The following is a 23,793-nucleotide window of genomic DNA, read 5'->3' as shown; positions in this document are numbered from 1 at the left end:
TTAAAATGGTAAAAGTATATTATAACGGTGATATCAAAGAGAACGTATTGGCAGGTAAAAAAGTAGCGATTATCGGTTACGGTTCACAAGGTCACGCACATGCGCTGAACTTAAAAGAAAGCGGAATTGATGTCATTGTCGGCGTCAGACAAGGAAAATCATTTACACAGGCCCAAGAAGACGGTCATCAAGTCTTTTCGGTAAGAGAAGCGGCTGCCCAGGCTGATATCATTATGGTTCTTCTTCCGGATGAACAGCAGCAAAAAGTATATGAAGCTGAAATCAAAGATGAATTGACGGCGGGCAAGTCATTAGTATTCGCACACGGATTTAACGTCCATTTCCATCAGATCGTGCCTCCTGCCGATGTGGATGTATTCCTTGTCGCCCCTAAAGGACCGGGACACCTTGTCAGAAGAACATATGAACAAGGCGCGGGCGTACCGGCATTGTTTGCCATCTACCAGGATGTATCAGGCGAAGCGAAAGATACGGCTCTTGCTTATGCAAAAGGAATCGGCGGAGCGCGTGCGGGCGTTCTTGAAACAACATTTAAGGAAGAAACGGAAACGGATTTGTTCGGTGAGCAGGCTGTTCTGTGCGGAGGTTTAACGGCGCTTGTCAAAGCGGGTTTTGAAACGCTGACAGAAGCCGGCTACCAGCCTGAACTCGCATACTTCGAGTGTCTGCACGAACTGAAGCTGATCGTAGACTTGATGTATGAAGAAGGATTGGCGGGCATGAGATACTCTATCTCTGATACGGCTCAATGGGGAGATTTTGTCTCAGGGCCGCGCGTAGTCGATGCGAAGGTAAAAGAATCGATGAAACAAGTATTAACGGATATTCAAAACGGTACATTCGCGAAAGAATGGATCGTGGAAAACCAAGTGAACCGTCCTCGTTTCAATGCGATCAATGCAAGTGAAAACGAGCATCAGATTGAAAAGGTCGGCAGACAGCTTCGTGAAATGATGCCGTTTGTCAAACAAGGCAAAAAGAAGGAAGCGGTGGTCTCTGTTGCGCAAAATTAATGTTTTCGACACGACCCTTCGTGACGGTGAACAATCCCCCGGGGTCAACCTCAATTCCCGGGAGAAACTGGCGATAGCCAAGCAGCTTGAAAGACTCGGGGTGGACATTATTGAAGCGGGATTTCCCGCTTCATCCCGAGGTGATTTTTTAGCCGTGCAGGAAATCGCAAGAACGATTAAAAATTGTTCGGTAACAGGGCTTGCCCGATCTGTCAAAGGTGACATCGACGCAGCCTGGGAAGCGCTGAAAGACGGGGTCAGCCCGCGGATTCACATCTTTATCGCCACTTCTGACATTCATCTGAAGCATAAGCTGAAAATGACGCGGGAAGAGGTTAAGGAAAAAGCGGTTGAAATGGTGAAGTATGCAAAAGAACGCTTTCCGATCGTTCAATGGTCAGCAGAAGACGCATGCCGCACCGAACTTCCGTTTCTGGCTGAAATCGTTGAAGAAGTGATTGATGCCGGCGCGAGCGTCATCAACCTGCCGGACACTGTAGGTTACCTGACGCCGGATGAATACGGAAACATCTTTAAATATATGAAGGAACACGTTCCGAATATCAGCCGGGTAAAGCTTTCAGCCCATTGCCACGATGATCTCGGAATGGCGGTTGCCAACTCGCTTTCGGCAATTGAGAACGGCGCTGATCAAATTGAATGCGCCATTAACGGCATAGGAGAAAGAGCCGGGAATGCCGCGCTAGAGGAAATCGCCGTTGCGCTTCATGTCAGAAATGACGCGCATCAAGCCGATTCATCTCTTAATCTTCATGAATTGAAGCGGACGAGTGATCTTGTCAGCAAACTGACGGGCATGGCCGTTCCCCGCAATAAAGCAATCGTCGGAGATAACGCTTTCGCACATGAGTCCGGCATTCACCAAGACGGTTTCCTGAAAGAAAAATCAACATATGAAATCATTTCACCGGAACTTGTCGGCGTGACTGCTGATGCGCTCGTACTCGGAAAGCATTCCGGGCGCCACGCGTTCAAAGACCGCCTGAATACGCTTGGATTCCAGTTTGATAGTGATGAAATCAATAAATATTTTACGATGTTTAAAGAACTGACCGAAAAGAAAAAAGAAATTACCGATGATGACCTGATTTCTCTTATTTTAGAAGAAAAAGTGACAGACAAAAAAATCGGCTATGAATTTTTGTCTCTGCAAGTGCATTACGGGACGTCTCAGGTGCCGACTGCAACAGTCTCTTTAAAAAATCAGGAAAACGAACAGCTGATGCAAGAGGCGGCAACGGGGGCGGGCAGCGTAGAAGCCGTTTATAATACGCTCGGGCGCTGCATCGATAAAAATATTGAACTGACAGACTACCGCATTCAATCCAACCGGAAAGGCGAAGACGCGCTGGCTCAAGTTTTTGTCAGAGTGACCGTGAACGGAAAAGAATCATCAGGGCGGGGAATCGCGCAGGATGTTCTGGAAGCTTCTGCTAAAGCTTATCTGAACGCCGTGAACCGGCAGCTGGTGCTGGATTGCAATTTAGACGGATTAAAGAGACAGACTGCGGTCGGCTCGTAATAGAAAGGAGAACGTTTGATTTGAAAAAACGCATTGCTTTGCTGCCCGGTGACGGAATCGGACCGGAAGTGGCGGAATCAGCGGCAGATGTATTGAAAAGCGTTGCCGAACAATTCGGACATGAATTTGAATTTGAAAACGGACTGATCGGGGGAGCGGCCATTGACGCCCATCAAAACCCCCTTCCTGAGGAGACGGTGGCTCTTTGTGAAAGATCCGACGCCATCCTGCTCGGGGCAGTCGGCGGACCGAAATGGGACCAAAATCCTCCGGAGCTCAGACCGGAAAAAGGCCTGCTCGGCATCAGAAAAAAACTCGGCCTGTTTGCCAATCTGCGTCCCGTGACCGTATTTGAAAGCCTGTCTGAGGCGTCTCCGCTGAAAAAAGAATATATCAGCGGCGTCGACTTTGTAATCGTCAGGGAACTGACGGGCGGCCTCTATTTCGGAGAACCGAGCAGACAGTATGTCAATGAAGCGGGAGAAAAGGAAGCGGTCGATACCCTTTTTTATAAGAAAGAAGAAATCGAACGCGTTGTCAGAGAAGCCTTTAAGATGGCTGCCGGCAGAAAAGGAAAAGTGACGTCCGTTGATAAGGCGAATGTGCTTTCTTCAAGCAGGCTGTGGCGGGAAACCGCAGAGGAAATCGCAAAAGAATTTCCTGACGTGACGCTTGAACATATGCTTGTCGATAATGCCGCGATGCAGCTCATCTACGCTCCGAGCCAATTTGACGTCATCGTAACTGAGAATATGTTCGGCGATATTTTAAGCGATGAAGCCTCCATGCTGACAGGCTCGCTCGGCATGCTGCCGTCAGCCAGTTTATCAAGTTCAGGTCTTCACTTGTTTGAACCCGTGCATGGATCTGCGCCTGACATCGCCGGTAAAGGGATGGCCAATCCGTTTGCGGCGATTTTATCAGCGGCGATGCTTTTGAGAACATCTTTCGGGCTTGAAAACGAAGCGCAGGCGGTGGAAAAGGCGGTCGCAAAGGTGCTTGCAGACGGCATCCGTACACGTGATATCGCCCGGGACGGCCAATATGCCGGAACGCATGACATTACTGAAAAAGTAAAAGCCGCATTAGCCGGCTCGAATACAAAATCTATAGTGTGACGCTTTAAAGAAAGCGGTCTTAGTTCATAGGTAGAGGGAGGAAACAAAGATGATGCCTCGAACAATCATCGAAAAGATTTGGGATCGGCATGTTGTAAAAAGCGGTGAAGGAAAACCCGACCTTCTCTATATTGATCTGCACCTCATTCATGAGGTGACGTCTCCTCAGGCGTTTGAAGGGTTAAGACAGAAGGGGAGAAAGGTCAGACGGCCGCAGAATACATTCGCGACGATGGACCACAATATTCCGACCGTCAACCGTTTTGACATTAAAGATGAAGTCGCAAAGCGCCAAGTAACCGCGCTTGAACGGAATTGTGAGGAGTTTGGCGTCCGTCTTGCGGATCTTCACAGCGCAGACCAGGGGATCGTTCACGTAGTCGGGCCTGAGCTTGGTCTGACACTTCCGGGGAAAACGATCGTTTGCGGAGACAGCCATACATCGACTCACGGTGCATTCGGGGCGCTTGCCTTCGGTATCGGCACAAGTGAGGTGGAACATGTTCTTTCCACTCAGACATTGTGGCAGCAGCGGCCGAAAACGCTTGAAATCCGCGTTGACGGAACGCTCCAAAAAGGAGTGACCGCGAAGGATGTCATCTTGTCGGTCATCGGAAAATACGGGGTGAAATTCGGTACCGGATATGTCATTGAATACACCGGGGAAGTATTCAGAAACATGTCTATGGACGAACGCATGACCGTCTGCAATATGTCGATAGAAGCGGGAGCGCGGGCGGGACTGATCGCTCCGGATGACACGACGATTGAATATTGTAAAAACCGTAAATACGCGCCAAAAGGCGAGGAATTTGAAAAAGCCGCCGCAGAATGGAAAGCGTTAAAAACCGATCCGGGCGCCGTATACGATCATTCCATCGTGTTAGACGGCAGCGAGATTTCTCCAATGGTAACATGGGGCGTCAATCCCGGCATGGTTCTTCCGGTCGATGCCCAAATACCGGCGCCGGAAACGATTGATTCTGAAGACGGTAAAAAAGAAGCCATCCGCGCGTACGAATACATGGGAATCTCACCGAATCAAAAAATTGAAGATATTAAAGTCGAGCATGTGTTTATCGGCTCCTGTACAAATTCGCGGATGACCGATCTTCGCCAGGCTGCGGATATGATCAAAGGCCGAAAAGTCGCTGACAGCGTCAGAGCCATTGTGGTCCCGGGTTCTCAAAGCGTGAAACAGCAGGCCGAAGAAGAAGGGCTGCACCGCGTGTTTCTCGAGGCCGGATTTGAATGGAGAGAATCAGGCTGCAGCATGTGCCTCAGTATGAACAATGATGTCGTGCCTGAAGGGGAACGATGCGCTTCCACTTCCAACCGCAACTTCGAAGGCAGACAGGGAAAAGGCGCGAGAACACACCTTGTCAGTCCGGCGATGGCGGCAATGGCAGCCATTCACGGGCATTTCGTCGATGTAAGAAAGTTTTATCAAGAAAAAACAGTTGTGTAAGGAGTGCGCGAAAAGATGGAACCTTTAAAAACACATACGGGAAAAGCGGCCGTCTTAAACCGGATCAACGTCGATACGGACCAGATTATTCCGAAACAGTTTTTGAAAAGAATTGAAAGAACAGGATACGGCAGATTCGCGTTTTTTGATTGGAGATACCTTGAGAACGGTGAGCCTGATCCTGAATTTGAATTAAACCGCAAAGTCTATGAAGGCGCGTCCATATTAATTGCCGGAGAGAATTTCGGCTGCGGATCATCCCGTGAGCACGCTCCTTGGGCGCTGGATGATTACGGCTTCAAAATCATCATTGCTCCGTCATTTGCCGATATTTTTCATCAAAACTGTTTTAAAAACGGTATGCTTCCCATCCGTATGCCGTATGATCAGTGGAAAAAACTCGCCGGTCAATATGAAAATCAGTCTCTTAACATGACGGTTGACTTGGAAAACCAGCTCATTCACGACAGTGAAGGAAAAGAGATTTCATTTGAAGTCGATCCTCACTGGAAGGAAATGCTGATAAACGGCTATGATGAAATTTCATTAACGCTTCTGCTGGAAGACGACATACAGCAGTTTGAATCGAAAAGAAGTTCATGGCTTCAAGCCTGAAAAAAGCCGACCGGCATCTGTCCGGCGGCTTTTTTTACCGTGCGCACCATCCTTTCTTGTGTTTCCTGACGCGTGTTGATACACTTGAAAAAAATAGCGCCTGAAAGGAAATAAAGTATGACGCATGACAAGAAAAAAGCTGATATCATTCCTTTCCCCCGTCTGAAAGAACGCTTGGTTGATAAAGGGATGGCCGCCATGAAGGATAAACAGTATCAGGAGGCCCTCGAACTGTTTTCAGAGGCGGTAAGCCACGGCGATACCGAGTCCGACGTACATTTAGGCATGGCGATTTGTTTTCTGGAACTCGGGGAATTGGAAGAAGCAAAACAAGTTTGCGAGAAAATGCTGAATGAAGGGTACGGCCATTATTTCACCGTACTGCAGGTGTACATGACCATTTTAATTCAGCTGAAACAATATGAAGAAGTCAAAAGCACAATTGAAGCTGTGCTGGAAGAAAACCAGCTGCCCGCAGAAAGTGCGGAGCAATTCTACCGGCTGCTCGAATTCAGCCGCAAAATGACCGATCCCGACCAGCAGGATGAAGCGTGGGAGGAGGAATACGAGGACATTCTTGATGCGGAAAAAGTGCTGAACAGCCCCGCTGAACAAATGAATCTGATTCATTCTCTCAAAGACCGCAATATTGCAAAATACACGGGTCTCTTAAAAACGATTCTTCAAGATCCGGGCGCTCATCCTCTTATCAAGACGATGATTTTGACGCTGATGGCGGAACATGACTACAGCAAGCCGGTCCATATTACAAAATTCGGCGATTCAATGACCGCGGTTCCGAGTGAAACGGTTCAGCCTGATGCGGCTCCGATTTTGCATCGCGTTCTCCGGGTGCTTGATGAAACGCTCGGCAATGAAAACCCTACATTATACGCTGCCGTCGAGGAGCTGTGGAGAAGGCATCTGTACGTTCTGCACCCTTTTATGCCGAAGTTTTTGAACGCAGATTTATGGGCGGCGGCGCTTCATAAGGTCGGTTACGAGATGCACGGCATTGACATTGAGCCGGAGGAACTTCATATGATGTACGAGTTTGACAGCCGCGAACTCGAAGAAGCCTGCACGATGATTAAGGATATTGAAGAAATTTCTTATTTGTAAATCACACCATATAGTTGAAAGCGGTAGGCGTTATGTTATAATATAGTGGTTGTATTTATGTATAGCAGTTTAACTGAAATGAGAATTACGGTTGGACAGGCTGCCAGTTCATTACATAATGATTCTGATTCAAAGCGGTTTTTTCTTTGACAAAGCCGCGGATTGCTTTAGAATGGAAGACCGACACAACCTGAATAGATTTTTGGAGGGAAACACATGTCTGTAAAATGGGAAAAACAAGAAGGCAACGAAGGCGTATTAACGGTTGAAGTTGATGCGGATACGTTTAAAACAGCTCTTGATGATGCATTTAAAAAAGTAGTAAAACAGGTTTCTATTCCTGGATTCCGCAAAGGGAAAGTTCCCCGCGGTTTATTCGAACAGCGTTTCGGCGTTGAAGCTCTTTACCAGGATGCTTTAGATATTTTACTTCCTGTAGAATACCCTAAAGCGGTTGAAGAAGCCGGCATTGAGCCTGTAGACCGCCCTGAAATCGATGTTGAAAAAATCGAAAAAGGCGAAAGCTTGATTTTCACTGCAAAAGTGACTGTAAAACCGGAAGTGAAACTTGGCGACTACAAAGGCTTAGGAATCGAAAAAGATGACACTGCCGTTACTGACGAAGATGTACAAAACGAACTTAAAGCTCTTCAAGAGCGTCAGGCTGAGCTTGTCGTGAAAGAAGAAGGCGCTGTTGAAAACGGGGATACAGTCGTTCTTGACTTCGAAGGTTTCGTTGACGGCGAAGCGTTTGAAGGCGGAAAAGCTGAGAACTACTCACTTGAAGTAGGATCAGGTTCATTCATCCCGGGCTTCGAAGAGCAGTTAACAGGCCTTGAAGCAGGCGCTGAAAAGGATGTTGAAGTAACATTCCCTGAAGAGTACCACGCTGAAGAGCTTGCCGGAAAACCAGCTGTTTTCAAAGTGAAAATTCATGAAATCAAAGCGAAAGAGCTTCCTGAGCTTAACGACGAATTCGCAAAAGACATTGACGAAGAAGTTGAAACGCTTGCTGAATTAACTGAGAAAACAAAAAAACGCCTTGAAGAAGCAAAAGAAAACGAAGCTGACGCTAAATTGCGTGAAGAGCTTGTTCTGAAAGCATCTGAAAACGCTGAAGCTGATGTTCCACAAGCGATGATCGACACTGAGCTTGACCGCATGCTGAAAGAATTCGAACAGCGTCTGCAAATGCAAGGCATGAACCTTGAGCTTTACACTCAATTCTCAGGCCAAGACGAAAACGCGTTAAAAGAGCAAATGAAAGAAGATGCCGCAAAACGCGTAAAATCAAACCTGACTCTTGAAGCGATCGCTCAAGCTGAAAACCTTGAAGTAACGGACGAAGAAGTTGAAGCTGAGCTGACTAAAATGGCTGAAGCTTACAACATGCCGGTTGAAAACATCAAGCAGGCAATCGGTTCAACTGACGCGATGAAAGAAGATTTAAAAGTTCGAAAAGCAATTGATTTTCTTGTAGAAAACCGTTAATATGGTTCATAATAATAGACATAATAAAACAGGGCGCGATTAATTCGTGCCTTGTTTTGTACAATTATGATATAACTCTTTTTCTTGGGGCAAGATAGTCATTGCCGGGCTGTTTTTCGTCATACATATAGAATGTGCAAGTGCGAAACACATTGTTACCGTCTTACTGGAAAGTATGGTAAAATGCAATACATACTCGATCGTAGCAAGAACCGTTTTCTTTTGCCCTTCAGGTAAAAGAAAAAGTGAGACAAGATTAAGGGGTGAAAGAATGTTTAAATTCAACGAGGAAAAAGGACAATTGAAATGCTCGTTCTGCGGAAAAACGCAAGATCAGGTTCGTAAGCTGGTTGCAGGACCGGGTGTATATATATGCGACGAATGTATTGAGCTCTGTACAGAAATCGTAGAGGAAGAGCTCGGTACAGAAGAAGAAGTCGAATTTAAAGACGTTCCGAAGCCGCAGGAAATCCGTGAGATTCTGAATGAATATGTCATCGGACAGGATCAGGCGAAGAAATCACTTGCGGTTGCGGTATACAACCATTACAAACGCATCAACTCCAACAGTAAAGTGGATGATGTCGAGCTTTCTAAAAGTAATATTTCTTTAATCGGACCGACTGGAAGCGGGAAAACACTTCTTGCCCAGACGCTTGCGCGTATTCTGAACGTGCCGTTTGCGATCGCGGACGCTACATCTCTGACTGAAGCCGGATATGTCGGTGAGGACGTAGAAAACATCCTCCTCAAGCTGATTCAGGCAGCAGACTATGATGTGGAAAAAGCAGAAAAAGGCATTATTTATATCGATGAAATCGATAAAGTAGCGCGAAAATCTGAAAACCCATCCATTACACGCGACGTATCAGGCGAAGGCGTTCAGCAGGCGTTGCTGAAAATTCTTGAAGGAACGGTTGCAAGCGTGCCGCCTCAAGGAGGACGCAAACATCCTCATCAGGAATTCATCCAGATCGATACGACGAATATTCTGTTCATTTGCGGCGGTGCATTTGACGGCATTGAACAAATTATCAAACGCCGTCTCGGACAAAAAGTCATCGGTTTCGGCTCAGATAATAAAGCGGCAGACCTTGAAAAAGAAGAACTGCTTTCTAAAGTTCTTCCGGAAGACTTGCTCCGTTTCGGTCTGATTCCTGAATTCATCGGCCGTCTTCCTGTCATTGCAAGCCTTGAGCAGCTTGACGAAACGGCACTGGTTGAAATTCTGACTAAACCGAAAAACGCACTCGTCAAACAATACAAGAAAATGTTAGAACTTGATGATGTCGAGCTTGAATTTGAAGACGAGGCATTATCTGAAATTGCGAAAAAAGCGATCGAGCGTAAAACAGGCGCACGCGGCCTGCGTTCTATCATTGAAGGCATCATGCTTGACGTCATGTTTGATCTGCCGTCCCGCGATGATATTGAAAAATGTGTCATTACCGGAGCGACAGTCGCAGACGGTGAAGCACCGCGTCTTGTATTAAAAGACGGCACAGTTGTCGGCCAAGATAAAACATCAGCATAACATGACAAAACCTCCTGACTCGAATCGATCAGGAGGTTTTTTTCTTGTCCTGACCCTTCTGAAAATGTTTATTCCGGGCTTTGCTGGGAGATACTAGCGGACAGAGGAATGAATTGGATACATAAATCGTTTTTTCAGGAGGGACCAGCATGAGTTGGACAGGGATCGCATTATTTGTACAGCTGTTTTTCGGGATAGTCATCGGATTATATTTTTGGAATCTGCTCAAAAACCAGCGTACACAAAAAGTGACGATAGATAAAGAATCAAAAAAAGAAATGGAACAGCTGCGCAAAATGCGCGCCATCAGTTTATCAGAACCTTTATCAGAAAAGGTGCGGCCGAAAAGCTTTCAGGACATTGTCGGCCAGGAAGACGGAATTAAAGCGTTAAAAGCAGCGCTTTGCGGACCGAACCCGCAGCACGTCATTATTTACGGTCCTCCGGGAGTCGGTAAAACGGCTGCGGCGCGGCTGGTATTGGAAGAAGCGAAAAAACATAAACAGTCACCGTTTCAAAAGCAGGCTGTTTTTGTTGAACTTGATGCGACGACCGCGCGGTTTGATGAACGGGGGATTGCCGATCCGCTTATCGGTTCAGTGCATGATCCGATTTATCAGGGAGCGGGTGCGATGGGCCAAGCAGGCATTCCGCAGCCGAAACAGGGGGCTGTGACCCATGCTCACGGCGGGGTATTGTTTATTGATGAAATCGGCGAGCTTCATCCGATTCAGATGAATAAAATGCTGAAGGTGCTTGAAGATCGAAAAGTATTTTTAGACAGTGCGTATTACAGTGAAGAAAATACGCAAATACCGAATCACATTCATGATATTTTTCAAAATGGGCTTCCGGCAGATTTCCGTTTGATCGGAGCGACAACGAGAATGCCGAATGAAATTCCGCCGGCCATCCGTTCGCGCTGTCTTGAAGTATTTTTCCGCGAGCTGGAAAAGGATGAACTTAAAATCGTTGCGAAAAAAGCAGCCGACAAAATTCAGAAAGAGATTTCTGACGAAGCTCTCAGTGTGCTGACCACATATACGAGAAACGGACGTGAAGCCGTCAATATGATCCAGATCGCCGCCGGCATGGCGGTGACTGAGGACAGAAAAGAAATTACGACAGAAGATATAGAATGGGTTGTTCATTCCAGTCAGCTTACACCTAAAAATGAGCAGAAAATCGCCGATGAACCGCAAGTCGGCATCGTGAACGGACTTGCCGTCTACGGGCCGAACAGCGGCGCATTGCTGGAAATCGAAGTGAATGTCACACCTGCGCAGGACAAAGGAAGCCTGAATATCACGGGAATTGCAGAGGAAGAAAGCATCGGCAGCCAATCGAAGTCGATCCGCCGCAAAAGTATGGCGAAGGGATCTGTAGAAAATGTTCTGACGGTTCTGCGCACAATGGGCATCAAACCTTCAGACTATGACATTCACGTCAATTTTCCGGGCGGAGGCCCGATTGACGGACCTTCAGCAGGTATCGCGATGGCCGCGGGGATTTTTTCCGCGATTCACCGCATCCCGATCGACCATACGGTGGCGATGACGGGAGAAATCAGCCTGACGGGGCTTGTCAAACCGATCGGCGGCGTCATTCCGAAAATTAAAGCCGCAAAACAGGCCGGAGCAAAAACGGTCATTATCCCATATGAAAATCAGCAGTCCATTCTGAAACGAATAGACGGAATCACCATTAAAGCGGTAAAAACGTTCCAGGAAGTGCTTGACGTCATATTGGTTGATCCTCCTTCAGAACAAAAACCGTTTGATATCCAAATGAATAAAGAATCCGTATAAACCCCATTTTTATAATGGGGTTTTTTTATGGAGGACATCTTTTCCTTTTTCAGAACAGAAAGAAAGGGTATACTACGAAGAGACTGTTTTATATACAGGGCAGACGGATAAGCCGATTAAAGCCCGATCCCGGAATTGTACAACGATGAAAAAGTTGTATTATAATGGTTCATACTAAAGTCACGGAGGTGTCAGTCACATGGCAGAAGATACAAAACGCAGCATCCCGCTCCTCCCTTTAAGAGGCTTATTGGTATACCCGACAATGGTTTTACATTTAGATGTAGGCCGTGACAAGTCGGTTCAGGCTCTTGAACAGGCAATGATGCATGATCATATGATTTTTTTAGCCACTCAGCAGGATATTTCGATAGACGAACCGGGTGAAGAGGATATTTTCGCCGTCGGCACTTATACAAAAATTAAACAGATGCTGAAGCTGCCCAACGGTACGATCAGAGTGCTTGTAGAAGGAATTCAGCGGGCGCAGATCCTTGAATACACCGAGCTCGAAGATTATACTTCGGTCGATATACAGCTGATGCATGAGGATGATTCAAAAGACGTGGAAGACGAAGCGCTTATGCGGACGCTGCTGGACCATTTTGACCAGTACATAAAAATTTCTAAAAAAATCTCCGCAGAAACGTATGCGGCTGTGACTGATATTGAAGAGCCCGGCAGAATGGCGGATATCGTTGCTTCTCATCTCCCGCTGAAATTAAAGGACAAGCAGGACATTTTAGAAACGGCGGATATTAAAGAACGTCTGAATAAGGTCATCCGTTCCATTCATAATGAAAAAGAAGTGCTGGAGATTGAGAAAAAAATCGGTCAGCGCGTCAAACGTTCGATGGAACGCACTCAAAAGGAATACTACTTGCGTGAACAGATGAAAGCCATTCAGAAGGAGCTTGGCGACAAAGAAGGAAAAACCGGCGAAGTTCAGTCGCTCACGGAAAAGATAGAAGAAGCAGGCATGCCTGAGCGTGTCAAAGAAACGGCGCTTAAGGAATTAAGCCGTTACGAAAAAGTGCCGTCAAGCTCAGCGGAAAGCTCTGTTATCCGCAACTATATTGACTGGCTCATCGCCCTTCCGTGGTCGGATGAAACAGAAGATAAACTTGATATTAAAAAAGCCGGGGAAATCTTAGATAAAGAGCACCACGGCTTAGAGAAAGTGAAAGAGCGGATTTTGGAGTATTTGGCCGTGAAACAGCTGACGAAAACGCTGAAAGGGCCGATTCTTTGTCTGGCCGGACCTCCGGGAGTCGGTAAAACATCTCTTGCAAAATCAATCAGTACGAGCATGGGGCGCCGTTTTGTGAGAATTTCACTGGGCGGAGTGCGCGATGAGTCTGAAATCCGCGGGCACCGGCGTACATACGTCGGAGCGATGCCTGGCCGTATTATACAGGGGATGAAAAAAGCCGGCAAACAAAATCCGGTTTTTCTCCTGGATGAGATCGATAAAATGTCGTCTGATTTCAGAGGCGATCCGTCTTCAGCGATGCTTGAGGTGCTGGATCCGGAACAAAACAGCACATTCAGCGACCACTATATTGAAGAGACATTCGATTTATCGAAAGTGCTGTTTATCGCGACTGCGAATAACCTTGCTTCCATACCGGGACCTCTCAGAGACAGAATGGAGATTATCAGCCTGTCAGGCTACACTGAAAACGAAAAGCTGGAGATCGTGAAGGACCACCTGCTTCCGAAACAAATCAAAGAGCACGGGCTCACAAAGAGCAACCTGCAGATTCGGGATCAGGCGATTACGGACATCATCCGCTACTACACGAGGGAAGCCGGCGTGAGAACGCTTGAACGCCAGATTGCCGCCATTTGCCGAAAGGCTGCAAAAGCCATTGTGTCTGAGGAGAGAAAACGCATTACCGTTACAGAGAAAAATCTGGCCGACTATCTCGGAAAACGGATATTCAGATACGGACAGGCGGAAACCGAAGATCAAATCGGGGTTGTCACGGGGCTCGCGTATACGACGGTCGGCGGAGATACGCTGTCAATCGAAGTGTCATTGTCACCGGGAAAAGGAAAGCTGATTCTGACCGGGAAGCTTGGAGATGTCATGCGGGAATCAGCGCAGGCCGCTTTCAGTTATGTCCGCTCGAAAGCGGAACAGTTCGGAATCGATCCGAAATTCCATGAGAAGTATGACATTCATATCCATGTCCCTGAAGGAGCGGTGCCGAAAGACGGCCCTTCTGCCGGAATTACGATGGCCACGGCGCTCGTTTCAGCATTAACGGACCGTGCGGTAAAACGCGAAGTCGGTATGACGGGAGAAATCACGCTGCGGGGCCGCGTGCTTCCGATCGGCGGACTGAAAGAAAAGGCGCTCGGCGCGCACAGAGCGGGCCTGACCACTATTATTGCGCCTAAAGATAACGAAAAAGATATAGAGGATATTCCAGAAAGCGTCAGAGAAGGACTGAAGTTTATATTCGTTTCTCACCTGGATGACGTTTTGGAACATGCCTTAGTAGGAGAGAAGAAATGAAAGTCACAAAGTCAGAAATCGTGATCAGCGCGGTCAAACCCGAACAGTACCCTGATGGGGGGCTTCCGGAAATCGCGCTGGCGGGAAGATCAAATGTAGGAAAGTCATCTTTTATCAATTCATTAATCAATCGGAAAAACTTGGCCAGAACGTCATCAAAACCGGGGAAAACACAGACCCTAAACTTTTACATCATCAATGATGAATTGCATTTTGTCGACGTTCCCGGGTACGGATTTGCGAAAGTTTCCAAAAGCGAGCGGGAAGCATGGGGGAGAATGATTGAAACCTATATGACGACCCGCGAAGAGCTGAAAGCCTGCGTGCAGATTGTCGACCTCAGGCACGCGCCGTCTGCTGAAGACGTGAACATGTATGAATTCCTGAAGTATTACGGCATTCCCGTCATCGTTATCGCGACAAAAGCGGATAAGATTCCAAAAGGAAAATGGGACAAGCACTTAAAGGTTGTCAAACAGACGCTTGATATGGATCCTGAAGATGAGCTGATTTTATTTTCCTCTGAAACGAAAAAAGGCAAAGATGAAGCATGGGGAGCCATAAAAAAAATGATCAGCCGGTAATGAAAAACCCAAAACGCAGTGCGTTTTGGGTTTTATCGTATAGTTTTGTTCCGCTTGATAAACAATAATAAAAGGCTGATTCCGATGAAAACATACGGCCAGTATGTTTTGAAGTGTTCCGTCGGAATATGGACGGACTCCAGCCACGCCGTAATTTGTTTAAAGAAGTATAAAAAGAGGGAAAAACCAATCATGGCAACCGCTTCGTATACATATTCTTTTCTGGCTGCCGCAAATAAGGAGAATCCGAAGACGAAGAGAATCATTTCAAAATCTCCCGGCCACCATGAGAGCTCAGGTTTGGCGAAAAAGTGTAAACCTATGCCAAAAAGAAGCATGCCGATCAGGACGTGAGGCCCGGCCGCTTCCTTTTTGCCCTGATACAAGAGCACAGCGCCCAAAAGCATAAGGAGCACCGGCCATTCCCCCTGATTCTCAAACAGGTGAACCTGTCCGCTCTGAAGCCATGCGAATAATGAAGCGGCAAGCAGAAGTCCCGGTAATAAAATTGATGTTTTTTTCATCCTGTCACCTACCCGCAGTAAAGGATTTTTAGTATGATGATTACAGTGGAAACGAGCTTTTTATACTATAGCATAACATTTTTGAAATCTGTTCACATTTTCCCGAAGAAACTATGTTATAATCATTATAAATAATAAATTCTATGTTAGAATGATTATAAATAAATTGCGATGTACGGGGGTGCATGAAAGCGATGCATATTCTTGTTGTGGGAGTAGATTATAAATCCGCCCCTATTGAAATACGCGAAAAAATAAGTTTTCAGCCGGATGAGCTTGCAGAAGCGATGCTCCGTTTAAAAGGAGAAAAAAGTGTTCTTGAAAACATTATCGTGTCAACCTGCAACCGCACCGAAATATATGCGGTGGTCGACCAGCTTCATACCGGCCGTTATTATATAAAGACATTTTTATCCGAATGGTTCTCGCTGCCGAAAGAAGAGCTGTCTCCGTTTCTGAAATTTTATGAGAGCGACGCGGCGATCGAGCATTTATTCCGTGTGGCGTGCGGCTTGGATTCCATGGTCATCGGAGAAACGCAAATACTCGGCCAGGTCCGCTCAAGCTTTAAAACGGCGCAGGCAGAAAAGACGATCGGCACCATTTTCAATGAGCTGTTTAAACAGGCGGTGACCGTCGGCAAACGCACGCATGCCGAAACCGATATCGGCGCCAATGCCGTTTCCGTCAGTTACGCCGCCGTTGAACTCGCGAAAAAAATCTTCGGCTCATTGTCAAATAAGCACATTTTGATTCTCGGTGCGGGAAAAATGGGCGAGCTCGCCGCAGAAAACCTGCACGGTCAGGGCATCGGCAAAGTAACGGTCATCAACAGAACGTTTTTGAAGGCAAAAGCGCTTGCTGACCGTTTCTCCGGAGAAGCGCGCAGCTTAAACCAGCTTGAACATGCACTTGCTGAAGCTGATATTTTAATCAGTTCGACAGGCGCAAGTGATTTCGTCGTGTCTAAAGAAATGATGGAGAGAGCGGGCAGACAGCGGAAAGGCCGCCCGTTATTTATGGTGGATATCGCTGTGCCGAGGGACCTCGATCCGGCGCTGAACGATCTTGAAGGTGTTTTTCTGTACGATATTGATGACCTTGAAGGAATCGTTGAAGCCAACTTACAAGAACGCCGTGAAACCGCTGAAAAAGTCGAGCTGTTTATTGAAGCGGCAATTGTTGAGTTTAAGCAGTGGCTTAATACGCTCGGCGTCGTGCCGGTCATTTCGGCGCTGCGTGAAAAGGCGCTGTCCATCCAGTCCGATACGATGCAGAGCATTGAGCGCAAGCTGCCTCATCTGACGGTAAGAGAGAAAAAACTTCTCAGCAAACATACGAAAAGCATCATTAACCAAATGCTGCGCGACCCGATTCTGAAAGCGAAAGAGCTTGCGGCTGAAGCGGATTCGGAAGAAAAGCTGAAGCTGTTTATGCAAATATTCGATATTGAGGAAGAGGCCGGCCGCCAGCTGGACAAAAGCCTGGATAACCGCCAGACGGTTCATTCGTTTCAAAAGGCAGAAGCAAAAACGGGCTTACGTCCGCTTGTAAGTGAGTGAGGGCTGTATGATTGATACAGCAATGGCAAGACTTAATGAAGCGACAATTGTTATTTATGCAGTAAGCGTCCTTTTTTACTTTATAGATTTTCTTCAACACAACCGGAAGGCTGGGAAAATGGCCTTCTGGTTGCTTTCTATTGTCTGGACTCTGCAAACCGTCTATCTTTCTTATTTCATGTGGCAGACGGGCAGATTTCCGGTCTTGAATATTACAGAGGCCCTTTACTTTTATGCGTGGGTGCTTGTCACGCTCTCACTTGTGGTCACGCAGATTCTGCGCGTTGATTTTATCGTGTTTTTCACGAATGTCATCGGTTTCTCGATGATTGCGATCCATACGTTTTCACCGACGGATCAGCATTCGGCCGCTTTTTCCGGCCAGCTGGTCTCAGAGCTTTTGGTCATTCATATTACAATGGCGATTCTGTCTTACGGCGCTTTTTCCCTTTCTTTTGTCTTTTCGCTTCTTTATCAGTTTCAATATTCTTTATTAAAGAAGAAAAAGTGGGGAAAATGGCTGTTGAGAATTGAAGATTTGTCAAAACTTGATTATATGGCTTACGTTTTAAATGTCATCGGGGTTCCGATGCTGCTGTTGAGCCTGATATTAGGCGTGATCTGGGCGTATGTGTCGCTGGAAACGCTGTACTGGTTTGATTCAAAAGTGCTCGGTTCGTTTATTGTGCTGCTTTTATACAGCTACTATTTATATATCAGAATGATTAAGGAACTGCAGGGAAAAGTGGCGGCGTTATGGAATTCAGCATGTTTTCTCGTGCTGATGATTAATTACTTCCTGCTCGGAAGCCTGTCGCAATTCCATTGGTTCAGTTAACGCACGCGCCCAAACAGATTCGGGAGGAAAGAAAATGAGAACGATTAAGGTAGGTTCCAGACGGAGCAAACTGGCTATGACCCAGACAAAATGGGTGATTAACAAATTGAAGGAATTGAACCCTTCCTATAACTTTGAAATCCGGGAGATTGTCACAAAAGGCGACCGCATCCTTGATGTTACACTGTCAAAAGTGGGCGGCAAAGGTTTGTTTGTCAAAGAGATTGAACAGGCGCTGCTGCATCAGGAGATTGATATGGCGGTTCACAGCATGAAAGACATGCCCGCCGTTTTGCCTGAGGGTCTTGTCATAGGCTGCATACCGAAACGTGAGGATCCGCGTGATGCGCTGATTTCAAAGGGGCATCAAAAGCTGGACGGCATAAAAGAAGGAGGCATCATCGGCACCAGCAGTTTAAGAAGAAGCGCCCAGATTCTTGCTGAACGCCCTGATCTTACAATTAAGTGGATCAGAGGCAATATTGATACGAGACTTCAAAAGCTTGAAACGGAAGATTACGATGCTATTATTTTAGCGGCTGCGGGACTTTCGAGAATGGGCTGGAAAGATGATGTTGTATCTGAATTTCTCGAACCGGACCGCTGTCTGCCTGCGGTCGGCCAAGGCGCTCTTGCCATTGAATGCAGAGAGTCGGATGAGGAGCTTTTGAAGCTGTTTGCGCAATTTACCGATGAGTATACGCAGCGCACGGTGGCAGCCGAACGGGCTTTCTTACACGCGATGGAAGGCGGCTGCCAAGTGCCGATAGCCGGGTATGCGTCCGTCAATGACCGGGATGAGGTTGAATTGGTCGGTCTTGTCGCGTCTCCGGACGGAAAGACGATTTATAAAGAAACAGCGGCGGGACATGATCCGGAAGAAATCGGAAAACGCTGTGCGGCGATGATGTCTGAAAAAGGAGCCAAAGCATTAATCGACAGTGTAAAACAGGAGCTCGATCAGGATGGCAAATGACCTTCCTTTACAAGGAAAGACCGTGCTCGTCACCCGGAACAAAAGACAGGCCGCACCGTTCCGAAAAAAAGTGGAGGCGCTCGGCGGAACGGCTGTTTCCGCTTCGCTGATCGCTTTTCAGGAAGCGCTCCCGGATGAATGTGCGGACAGTCTCCGGGAAGACCTTTCTGAGCCGGGATGGCTTGTGTTTACAAGCGTAAACGGTGTCCGGTTCTTTTTTTCCTATCTTGATCGTCACGGTCTTGCGCTTTCGGGACGGAAAAAAATCGCAGCCGTCGGTGAAAAGACTGCGCGCGCCCTGAAAGAGCGGGGAGCCCGGACGGATGCGATGCCTGACGAGTATGTGGCGGAATGTCTGGCTGATACTTTAAAACGGTACGCATCAGCTGCCGAACCCATTTCAGTGATAAAGGGCAATTTATCACGCGATGTCATAAAAGCGGAGCTTGAGCCGCTTGGCTATCAAATAAGGGAATGGGTGTTATACAATACCATTCAGGATGAAAAAGGCATGGACGAGCTGAGACGGGCTGCATCCCGCTCTCATTTTGATTTTATTACGTTTACCAGCTCATCGGCGGTCCATACGTTTATGCACGCGGTCGGAGACGGAGAAAAAGCGTGGGAAAACAGCGGTGCGAGCTATATCAGCATCGGCCCTTTGACAGAGAAAGCGCTCTTGGAATACGGGATCTCATCCCATGTGCCTGACACTTATACGATTGAAGGCATGCTGGACGTCATGTGCAGCATGTCGGGAAAGGATTGATAATGATGAATCAAACATTTAACAGACACCGCCGTTTGCGCGCGAACGCTGCGATGAGAGATTTAGTAAAAGAAACACGTCTTCACCCCTCAGATTTTATTTACCCGTTATTTGTCGTTGAAGGACTCGAAGGAAAAAAAGAAGTTCCTTCCATGCCGGGGGTTTATCATGTATCACTCGATTTGTTAAAGGATGAAATGGCTGAGCTGATATCGCTCGGCATTAAGTCGGTCATCGTTTTCGGCGTGCCGGAAGAAAAAGACGCCTGCGGAACCCAGGCTTTTCACGATCACGGCATTGTGCAGAAAGGGATTGCTGAAATTAAAAAGCATTATCCTGAAATGATCGTCATCGCTGATACGTGTCTCTGTGAATACACGGATCACGGCCATTGCGGGGTCGTGAAAGACGGAGAAATCCTCAATGACGAGTCGCTTGAACTGCTGGCGCAGACAGCCGTCAGCCAGGCCAAAGCCGGCGCTGACATCATCGCTCCTTCAAATATGATGGACGGTTTTGTCACAGTGATCAGGGAAGCGCTCGATAAAGAAGGATTCACGAATATTCCGATCATGTCTTATGCCGTGAAATATTCAAGTGAATTTTACGGTCCGTTCCGCGACGCGGCTGACAGCACGCCGCAGTTCGGAGACCGAAAAACATATCAGATGGATCCGGCCAACCGCTTGGAAGCGCTCCGTGAGGCTGAATCAGACGCGGCAGAAGGCGCTGACTTTTTAATCGTCAAACCGTCTATGTCATACTTAGATATTATGCGTGATGTGAAAAACCGCCATCACCTGCCGCTGGTCGCATATAATGTGAGCGGGGAGTATTCCATGGTGAAAGCGGCAGCCCAAAACGGCTGGATTAAAGAAAAAGAAATGGTGCTGGAAATTTTAACGAGCATGAAACGTGCAGGAGCCGATCTGATTATGACGTATCATGCAAAAGACGCAGCAAAATGGCTTGCTGAGTAACGATTTCATTTGACGGGAGCTGAGGCAGATGAGAAGCTATGAAAAATCAAAAGCCGCTTTTAAAGAAGCGCAGAAACTGATGCCGGGCGGAGTGAACAGCCCAGTGCGCGCGTTTAAATCAGTCGATATGGACCCGATCTTTATGCAGCGCGGAAAAGGATCGAAAATTTTTGATATTGACGGCAATGAATATATCGACTACGTCCTGAGCTGGGGGCCGCTCATTTTGGGCCACACGAACGACCGGGTCGTTGAAAGCCTGAAAAAAGTAGCCGAGAACGGGACAAGTTTCGGGGCATCTACTGAAGTGGAAAACGAACTGGCCAAATTGGTCATTGACCGTGTGCCGTCTGTTGAAATCGTGCGGATGGTCAGCTCCGGCACAGAGGCGACAATGAGCGCCCTGCGTCTGGCAAGAGGATATACCGGCCGAAACAAAATTTTGAAATTCGAAGGCTGTTACCACGGCCATGGTGATTCACTGCTGATCAAAGCGGGATCCGGAGTGGCGACACTCGGCCTTCCGGACAGCCCGGGCGTGCCGGAAGGAATAGCAATGAATACGATTACCGTTCCATACAACGACTTGGAAAGCGTTGCACTCGCATTCCGGGAGTACGGTGAAGATATTGCCGGGGTCATTGTTGAACCGGTAGCAGGCAATATGGGCGTTGTTCCGCCGCAGGAAGGCTTTTTACAAGGACTTCGCGACATGACGGAACAGTATGGCGCGCTGCTCATTTTTGATGAGGTCATGACCGGTTTTCGCGTGGATTATAACTGTGCGCAAGGGTATTTCGGCGTGACGCCTGACTTAACGTGTCTCGGCAAAGTCATCGGCGGCGGTCTTCCTGTCGGTGCGTATGGCGGAAAAGCTGACATTATGGAACGAATCGCGCCGAGCGGTCCGATCTATCAGGCTGGAACATTGTCAGGAAATCCGCTTGCCATGACAGCGGGACTTGAGACGTTACAGCAGCTCACACCTGAATCTTACCAAGAATTTGTGAAAAAAGGCGATATGCTTGAAGAAGGCATTTCAAAAGCAGCTGCAGCACATGGCATTCCGCACACGTTTAACCGGGCGGGTTCAATGATCGGCTTCTTTTTCACAAATGAGCCTGTCATTAACTATGAAGCAGCCAAATCATCTGATTTAAAGCTGTTCGCTAAATATTATAAAGGGATGGCTGACGCAGGCGTATTTCTGCCGCCGTCTCAATTTGAAGGATTGTTTCTCTCCACTGCGCATACAATGGAGGATATTGAAAATACCATTCAAGCCGCTGAGAAAGTGTTCCAGGCGATCAGCCGCTGATACAGAAAAGCCGATGCAAGCAAGACTTGTATCGGCTTTTTTCAATGCCTCCATTATCATATTTTTCCGGATTGCGGCATACACCTTTAGTGACATCTAATTGTATGGATTAGATGAAAGGAGGATATGAACTTGCCGCATAATCACCGATTGCAATTTTCTGTTGAAGAATCAATCTGTTTCCAAAAAGGACAGGAAGTTTCTGAATTACTTTCGATTTCATTAGACCCTGACATCAGGGTGCAGGAAGTAAATGATTATGTCTCAATTAAAGGATCATTAGAACTTACTGGCGAGTACAACATAGATCACAGCAGTCATTTTGAAGAGCTTGATAGGGAGCTGAGGCATGTAGAGGAAGTGAGGGCGAGGGAGGATGGCACGGCCGAGCTCATTCATTGTTTCCCGGTGGACATCACGATTCCGAAAAATAAAGTGAGCCACCTCAATGATGTTTTCGTATTTATCGATGCCTTTGATTATCAGCTGACGGATTCAAGGATCTTAACCATTCAAGCTGATTTGGCAATTGAAGGGCTGCTTGAGGAATCCGAGCCAAAAGAGCCGGAGATCCCTTTGTACGTGGCGCCTGAATTTGCCAGAGAAGAAATGATCAATCTTGCCGGACATCATTCTGAGGACGAAAACGAACCAGAATTAATGATACGCCATGAGCCTGAAATACCTTTGACTGTATCAGAAGAAGCAGCACAAGAAACCAAGAAGAACGAGGAAGAAATCCCGCCTTTAATCAGGCTGGAGGAAGAAGAGCAGGAAGCAGCCCCGATTTTGAGGGAGCGGGAAGAAGAGCAGGAAACTGCCCCGATTTTGAGGGAACGGGAAGAAGAAGAGCAGGAGACTGCCCCGATTCTGAGGGAACGGGAAGAAGAAGAGCAGGAGACTGCCCCGATTTTGAGGGAACGGGAAGAAGAAGAGCAGGAAGCTGCCCCGATTTTGAGGGAGCACAAAGAAGAAGAGGAAGAAACTGCCCCGATTCTGAGAGAGCAGGAAGAAGAAGAGCAGGAAGCAGCCCCGATTCTGAGGGAGCGGGAAGAAGAAGAGCAGGAAACTGCCCCGATTCTGCGGGAGCGGAAAGAAGAAGAGCAGGAGACTGCCCCGATTCTGAGGGAGCAGGAAGAGGTGCCGAAACCTGTTTCCTTTACTGAGCCTCCTCCTCCCGTTTCCTTCCAACACGAAGAAAAGCCGGAAGAAGCTGAGGAGCCTGCAATCATGTCGGCTGTGAGGAATGGACCTGTATTTGAGGATGATTCAGCAGAAGTGCAGGAAGAGCCAAAAGATGATAACGAGCCGGTTTTCCCTGCGTTCACTCTGACTCCGCATGCAGAAAAACCAAAAATTGCGGAACAGCCCTTCCTTCAAAAAGAAGAGCAGCCAGAGGCCGAGCCGCTTCTCCGTCAGAGCGATCATGAGGCGGCAGAAGACGAAGATGAGCCTGCGGTTTTTCAAGAAGAGCAGGCGCCCGTTTATCGCGAGTTCGTTCCGGAACAGCAGGAAGAGGAGTTTTACAGCGCTCCTAAGCTGCTTGAAGAAGAGGCTCAGGATGAAGTAGGGTTCGAAATTGAGGTAAGGAAGATGGCGCCGCCGGAGGAGGAAACCGGGAAGCCTCTCGATTTGTCTTTTCAGTTTTCCAAACTGCCGCCTGAGGAGCCGGCGCAAGCTGAACAGCCTGAGCCGCTTAAGCCTGAAAGAAAGAATGAAGAAGCGGCACCGGGAACCGAGCAGAAGGAAAATGACAACTCTCATTACTTGACAAAATTATTTACAAGGGAAGAAGAAAAGTTTTCAAGAATGAAAATTTGTATCGTACAGCAGCAAGATACTATCGACCGGGTGTGTGAACGATATGACATAACATCCCAGCAGCTCATCAGAACGAATGCTTTATCGTTTGATGACGAGCTTGAAGAAGGTCAGCTTCTGTATATACCTGAATATAATAACAGCCATGCGTAAGCACAAAGAGG

At 47.4% G+C, this 23,793-nt stretch carries 19 protein-coding genes; 18 read left to right on the top strand and 1 reads right to left on the bottom strand.

Annotated features, from left to right (window positions below; genetic code table 11):
* Positions 1 to 5: 5 nt before the first annotated feature.
* The 11 genes from ilvC (at position 6) to yihA (ending at position 14,841) form a co-directional block, all read left to right on the top strand.
* Positions 6 to 1,034 (top strand): ketol-acid reductoisomerase, encoded by a 1,029-nt coding sequence (gene ilvC / locus ACKTRM_RS12940; RefSeq protein WP_007408142.1) that lies wholly within the window; start codon positions 6 to 8, stop codon positions 1,032 to 1,034.
* The gene (locus tag ACKTRM_RS12935) at positions 1,021 to 2,577 is read left to right on the top strand and encodes a 2-isopropylmalate synthase (protein WP_012118119.1); all 1,557 of its coding nucleotides are present in this window, start codon (positions 1,021 to 1,023) and stop codon (positions 2,575 to 2,577) included. Before ilvC ends, ACKTRM_RS12935 begins: the two co-directional genes overlap by 14 nt.
* A 20-nt stretch (positions 2,578 to 2,597) precedes the next feature.
* Positions 2,598 to 3,695: a 3-isopropylmalate dehydrogenase gene (gene leuB / locus ACKTRM_RS12930; protein ID WP_012118118.1), complete on the top strand. Its 1,098-nt coding sequence runs from the start codon at positions 2,598 to 2,600 to the stop codon at positions 3,693 to 3,695.
* A gap of 49 nt (positions 3,696 to 3,744) precedes the next feature.
* A complete protein-coding gene (gene leuC, locus ACKTRM_RS12925) occupies positions 3,745 to 5,163 on the top strand; it encodes a 3-isopropylmalate dehydratase large subunit (RefSeq protein ID WP_007408145.1) in 1,419 nt (472 codons plus the stop codon).
* Positions 5,164 to 5,178: 15 nt separating this feature from the next.
* Positions 5,179 to 5,778: a 3-isopropylmalate dehydratase small subunit gene (gene leuD / locus ACKTRM_RS12920; RefSeq protein ID WP_007408146.1), complete on the top strand. Its 600-nt coding sequence runs from the start codon at positions 5,179 to 5,181 to the stop codon at positions 5,776 to 5,778.
* Positions 5,779 to 5,895: 117 nt separating this feature from the next.
* Positions 5,896 to 6,900, top strand: coding sequence for a DNA damage checkpoint antagonist DdcA (ddcA, locus tag ACKTRM_RS12915; RefSeq protein WP_012118117.1), 1,005 nt, complete (start codon positions 5,896 to 5,898; stop codon positions 6,898 to 6,900).
* 216 nt (positions 6,901 to 7,116) lie between these two features.
* Positions 7,117 to 8,391: a trigger factor gene (gene tig / locus ACKTRM_RS12910; protein WP_003152618.1), complete on the top strand. Its 1,275-nt coding sequence runs from the start codon at positions 7,117 to 7,119 to the stop codon at positions 8,389 to 8,391.
* A gap of 271 nt (positions 8,392 to 8,662) precedes the next feature.
* Positions 8,663 to 9,925 carry an ATP-dependent protease ATP-binding subunit ClpX gene (clpX, locus tag ACKTRM_RS12905; RefSeq protein ID WP_007408149.1) on the top strand — a complete coding sequence of 421 codons (1,263 nt, stop codon included), beginning with the start codon at positions 8,663 to 8,665 and terminating at the stop codon, positions 9,923 to 9,925.
* A gap of 149 nt (positions 9,926 to 10,074) precedes the next feature.
* Positions 10,075 to 11,733: an ATP-dependent protease LonB gene (gene lonB / locus ACKTRM_RS12900; RefSeq protein WP_012118116.1), complete on the top strand. Its 1,659-nt coding sequence runs from the start codon at positions 10,075 to 10,077 to the stop codon at positions 11,731 to 11,733.
* A 199-nt stretch (positions 11,734 to 11,932) separates the two neighbouring features.
* Positions 11,933 to 14,257 (top strand): endopeptidase La, encoded by a 2,325-nt coding sequence (lon, locus tag ACKTRM_RS12895; RefSeq protein WP_007612896.1) that lies wholly within the window; start codon positions 11,933 to 11,935, stop codon positions 14,255 to 14,257.
* A complete protein-coding gene (gene yihA / locus ACKTRM_RS12890) occupies positions 14,254 to 14,841 on the top strand; it encodes a ribosome biogenesis GTP-binding protein YihA/YsxC (protein WP_003152626.1) in 588 nt (195 codons plus the stop codon). Before lon ends, yihA begins: the two co-directional genes overlap by 4 nt.
* 32 nt (positions 14,842 to 14,873) lie before the next feature.
* Here the strand turns inward: yihA and ACKTRM_RS12885 are convergent, their stop codons facing one another.
* Positions 14,874 to 15,365 (bottom strand): hypothetical protein, encoded by a 492-nt coding sequence (locus tag ACKTRM_RS12885; protein WP_007612894.1) that lies wholly within the window; start codon positions 15,363 to 15,365, stop codon positions 14,874 to 14,876.
* Positions 15,366 to 15,559: 194 nt separating this feature from the next.
* Here ACKTRM_RS12885 and hemA point away from each other — a divergent pair, with 194 nt between their 5' ends.
* From hemA to ACKTRM_RS12850, 7 genes are all read left to right on the top strand, one after another.
* Positions 15,560 to 16,927 (top strand): glutamyl-tRNA reductase, encoded by a 1,368-nt coding sequence (hemA, locus tag ACKTRM_RS12880; RefSeq protein WP_041482263.1) that lies wholly within the window; start codon positions 15,560 to 15,562, stop codon positions 16,925 to 16,927.
* Positions 16,928 to 16,934: 7 nt separating this feature from the next.
* Positions 16,935 to 17,765, top strand: coding sequence for a cytochrome c biogenesis protein (locus ACKTRM_RS12875; RefSeq protein WP_007408154.1), 831 nt, complete (start codon positions 16,935 to 16,937; stop codon positions 17,763 to 17,765).
* A 34-nt stretch (positions 17,766 to 17,799) separates the two neighbouring features.
* On the top strand, positions 17,800 to 18,741 hold the full coding sequence (hemC, locus tag ACKTRM_RS12870; RefSeq protein ID WP_012118114.1) for a hydroxymethylbilane synthase: 942 nt from the start codon (positions 17,800 to 17,802) through the stop codon (positions 18,739 to 18,741).
* Positions 18,731 to 19,510 carry a uroporphyrinogen-III synthase gene (locus tag ACKTRM_RS12865; RefSeq protein ID WP_012118113.1) on the top strand — a complete coding sequence of 260 codons (780 nt, stop codon included), beginning with the start codon at positions 18,731 to 18,733 and terminating at the stop codon, positions 19,508 to 19,510. Before hemC ends, ACKTRM_RS12865 begins: the two co-directional genes overlap by 11 nt.
* A 5-nt stretch (positions 19,511 to 19,515) precedes the next feature.
* Positions 19,516 to 20,490, top strand: a complete 975-nt coding sequence (gene hemB / locus ACKTRM_RS12860; RefSeq protein WP_015240312.1) for a porphobilinogen synthase — start codon at positions 19,516 to 19,518, stop codon at positions 20,488 to 20,490.
* 28 nt (positions 20,491 to 20,518) lie between these two features.
* Positions 20,519 to 21,808 (top strand): glutamate-1-semialdehyde 2,1-aminomutase, encoded by a 1,290-nt coding sequence (gene hemL / locus ACKTRM_RS12855; protein ID WP_012118112.1) that lies wholly within the window; start codon positions 20,519 to 20,521, stop codon positions 21,806 to 21,808.
* 132 nt (positions 21,809 to 21,940) lie between these two features.
* On the top strand, positions 21,941 to 23,782 hold the full coding sequence (locus tag ACKTRM_RS12850; RefSeq protein ID WP_012118111.1) for a LysM peptidoglycan-binding domain-containing protein: 1,842 nt from the start codon (positions 21,941 to 21,943) through the stop codon (positions 23,780 to 23,782).
* Positions 23,783 to 23,793 lie beyond the last annotated feature (11 nt).

It is taken from the genome of Bacillus sp. D7-8, assembly GCF_052055895.1.
Taxonomy (GTDB): Bacteria; Bacillota; Bacilli; order Bacillales; family Bacillaceae; genus Bacillus; species Bacillus velezensis.
Note: the sequence above shows the minus strand (reverse complement) of the source record. Positions and strands in the feature narration are given on the sequence as shown.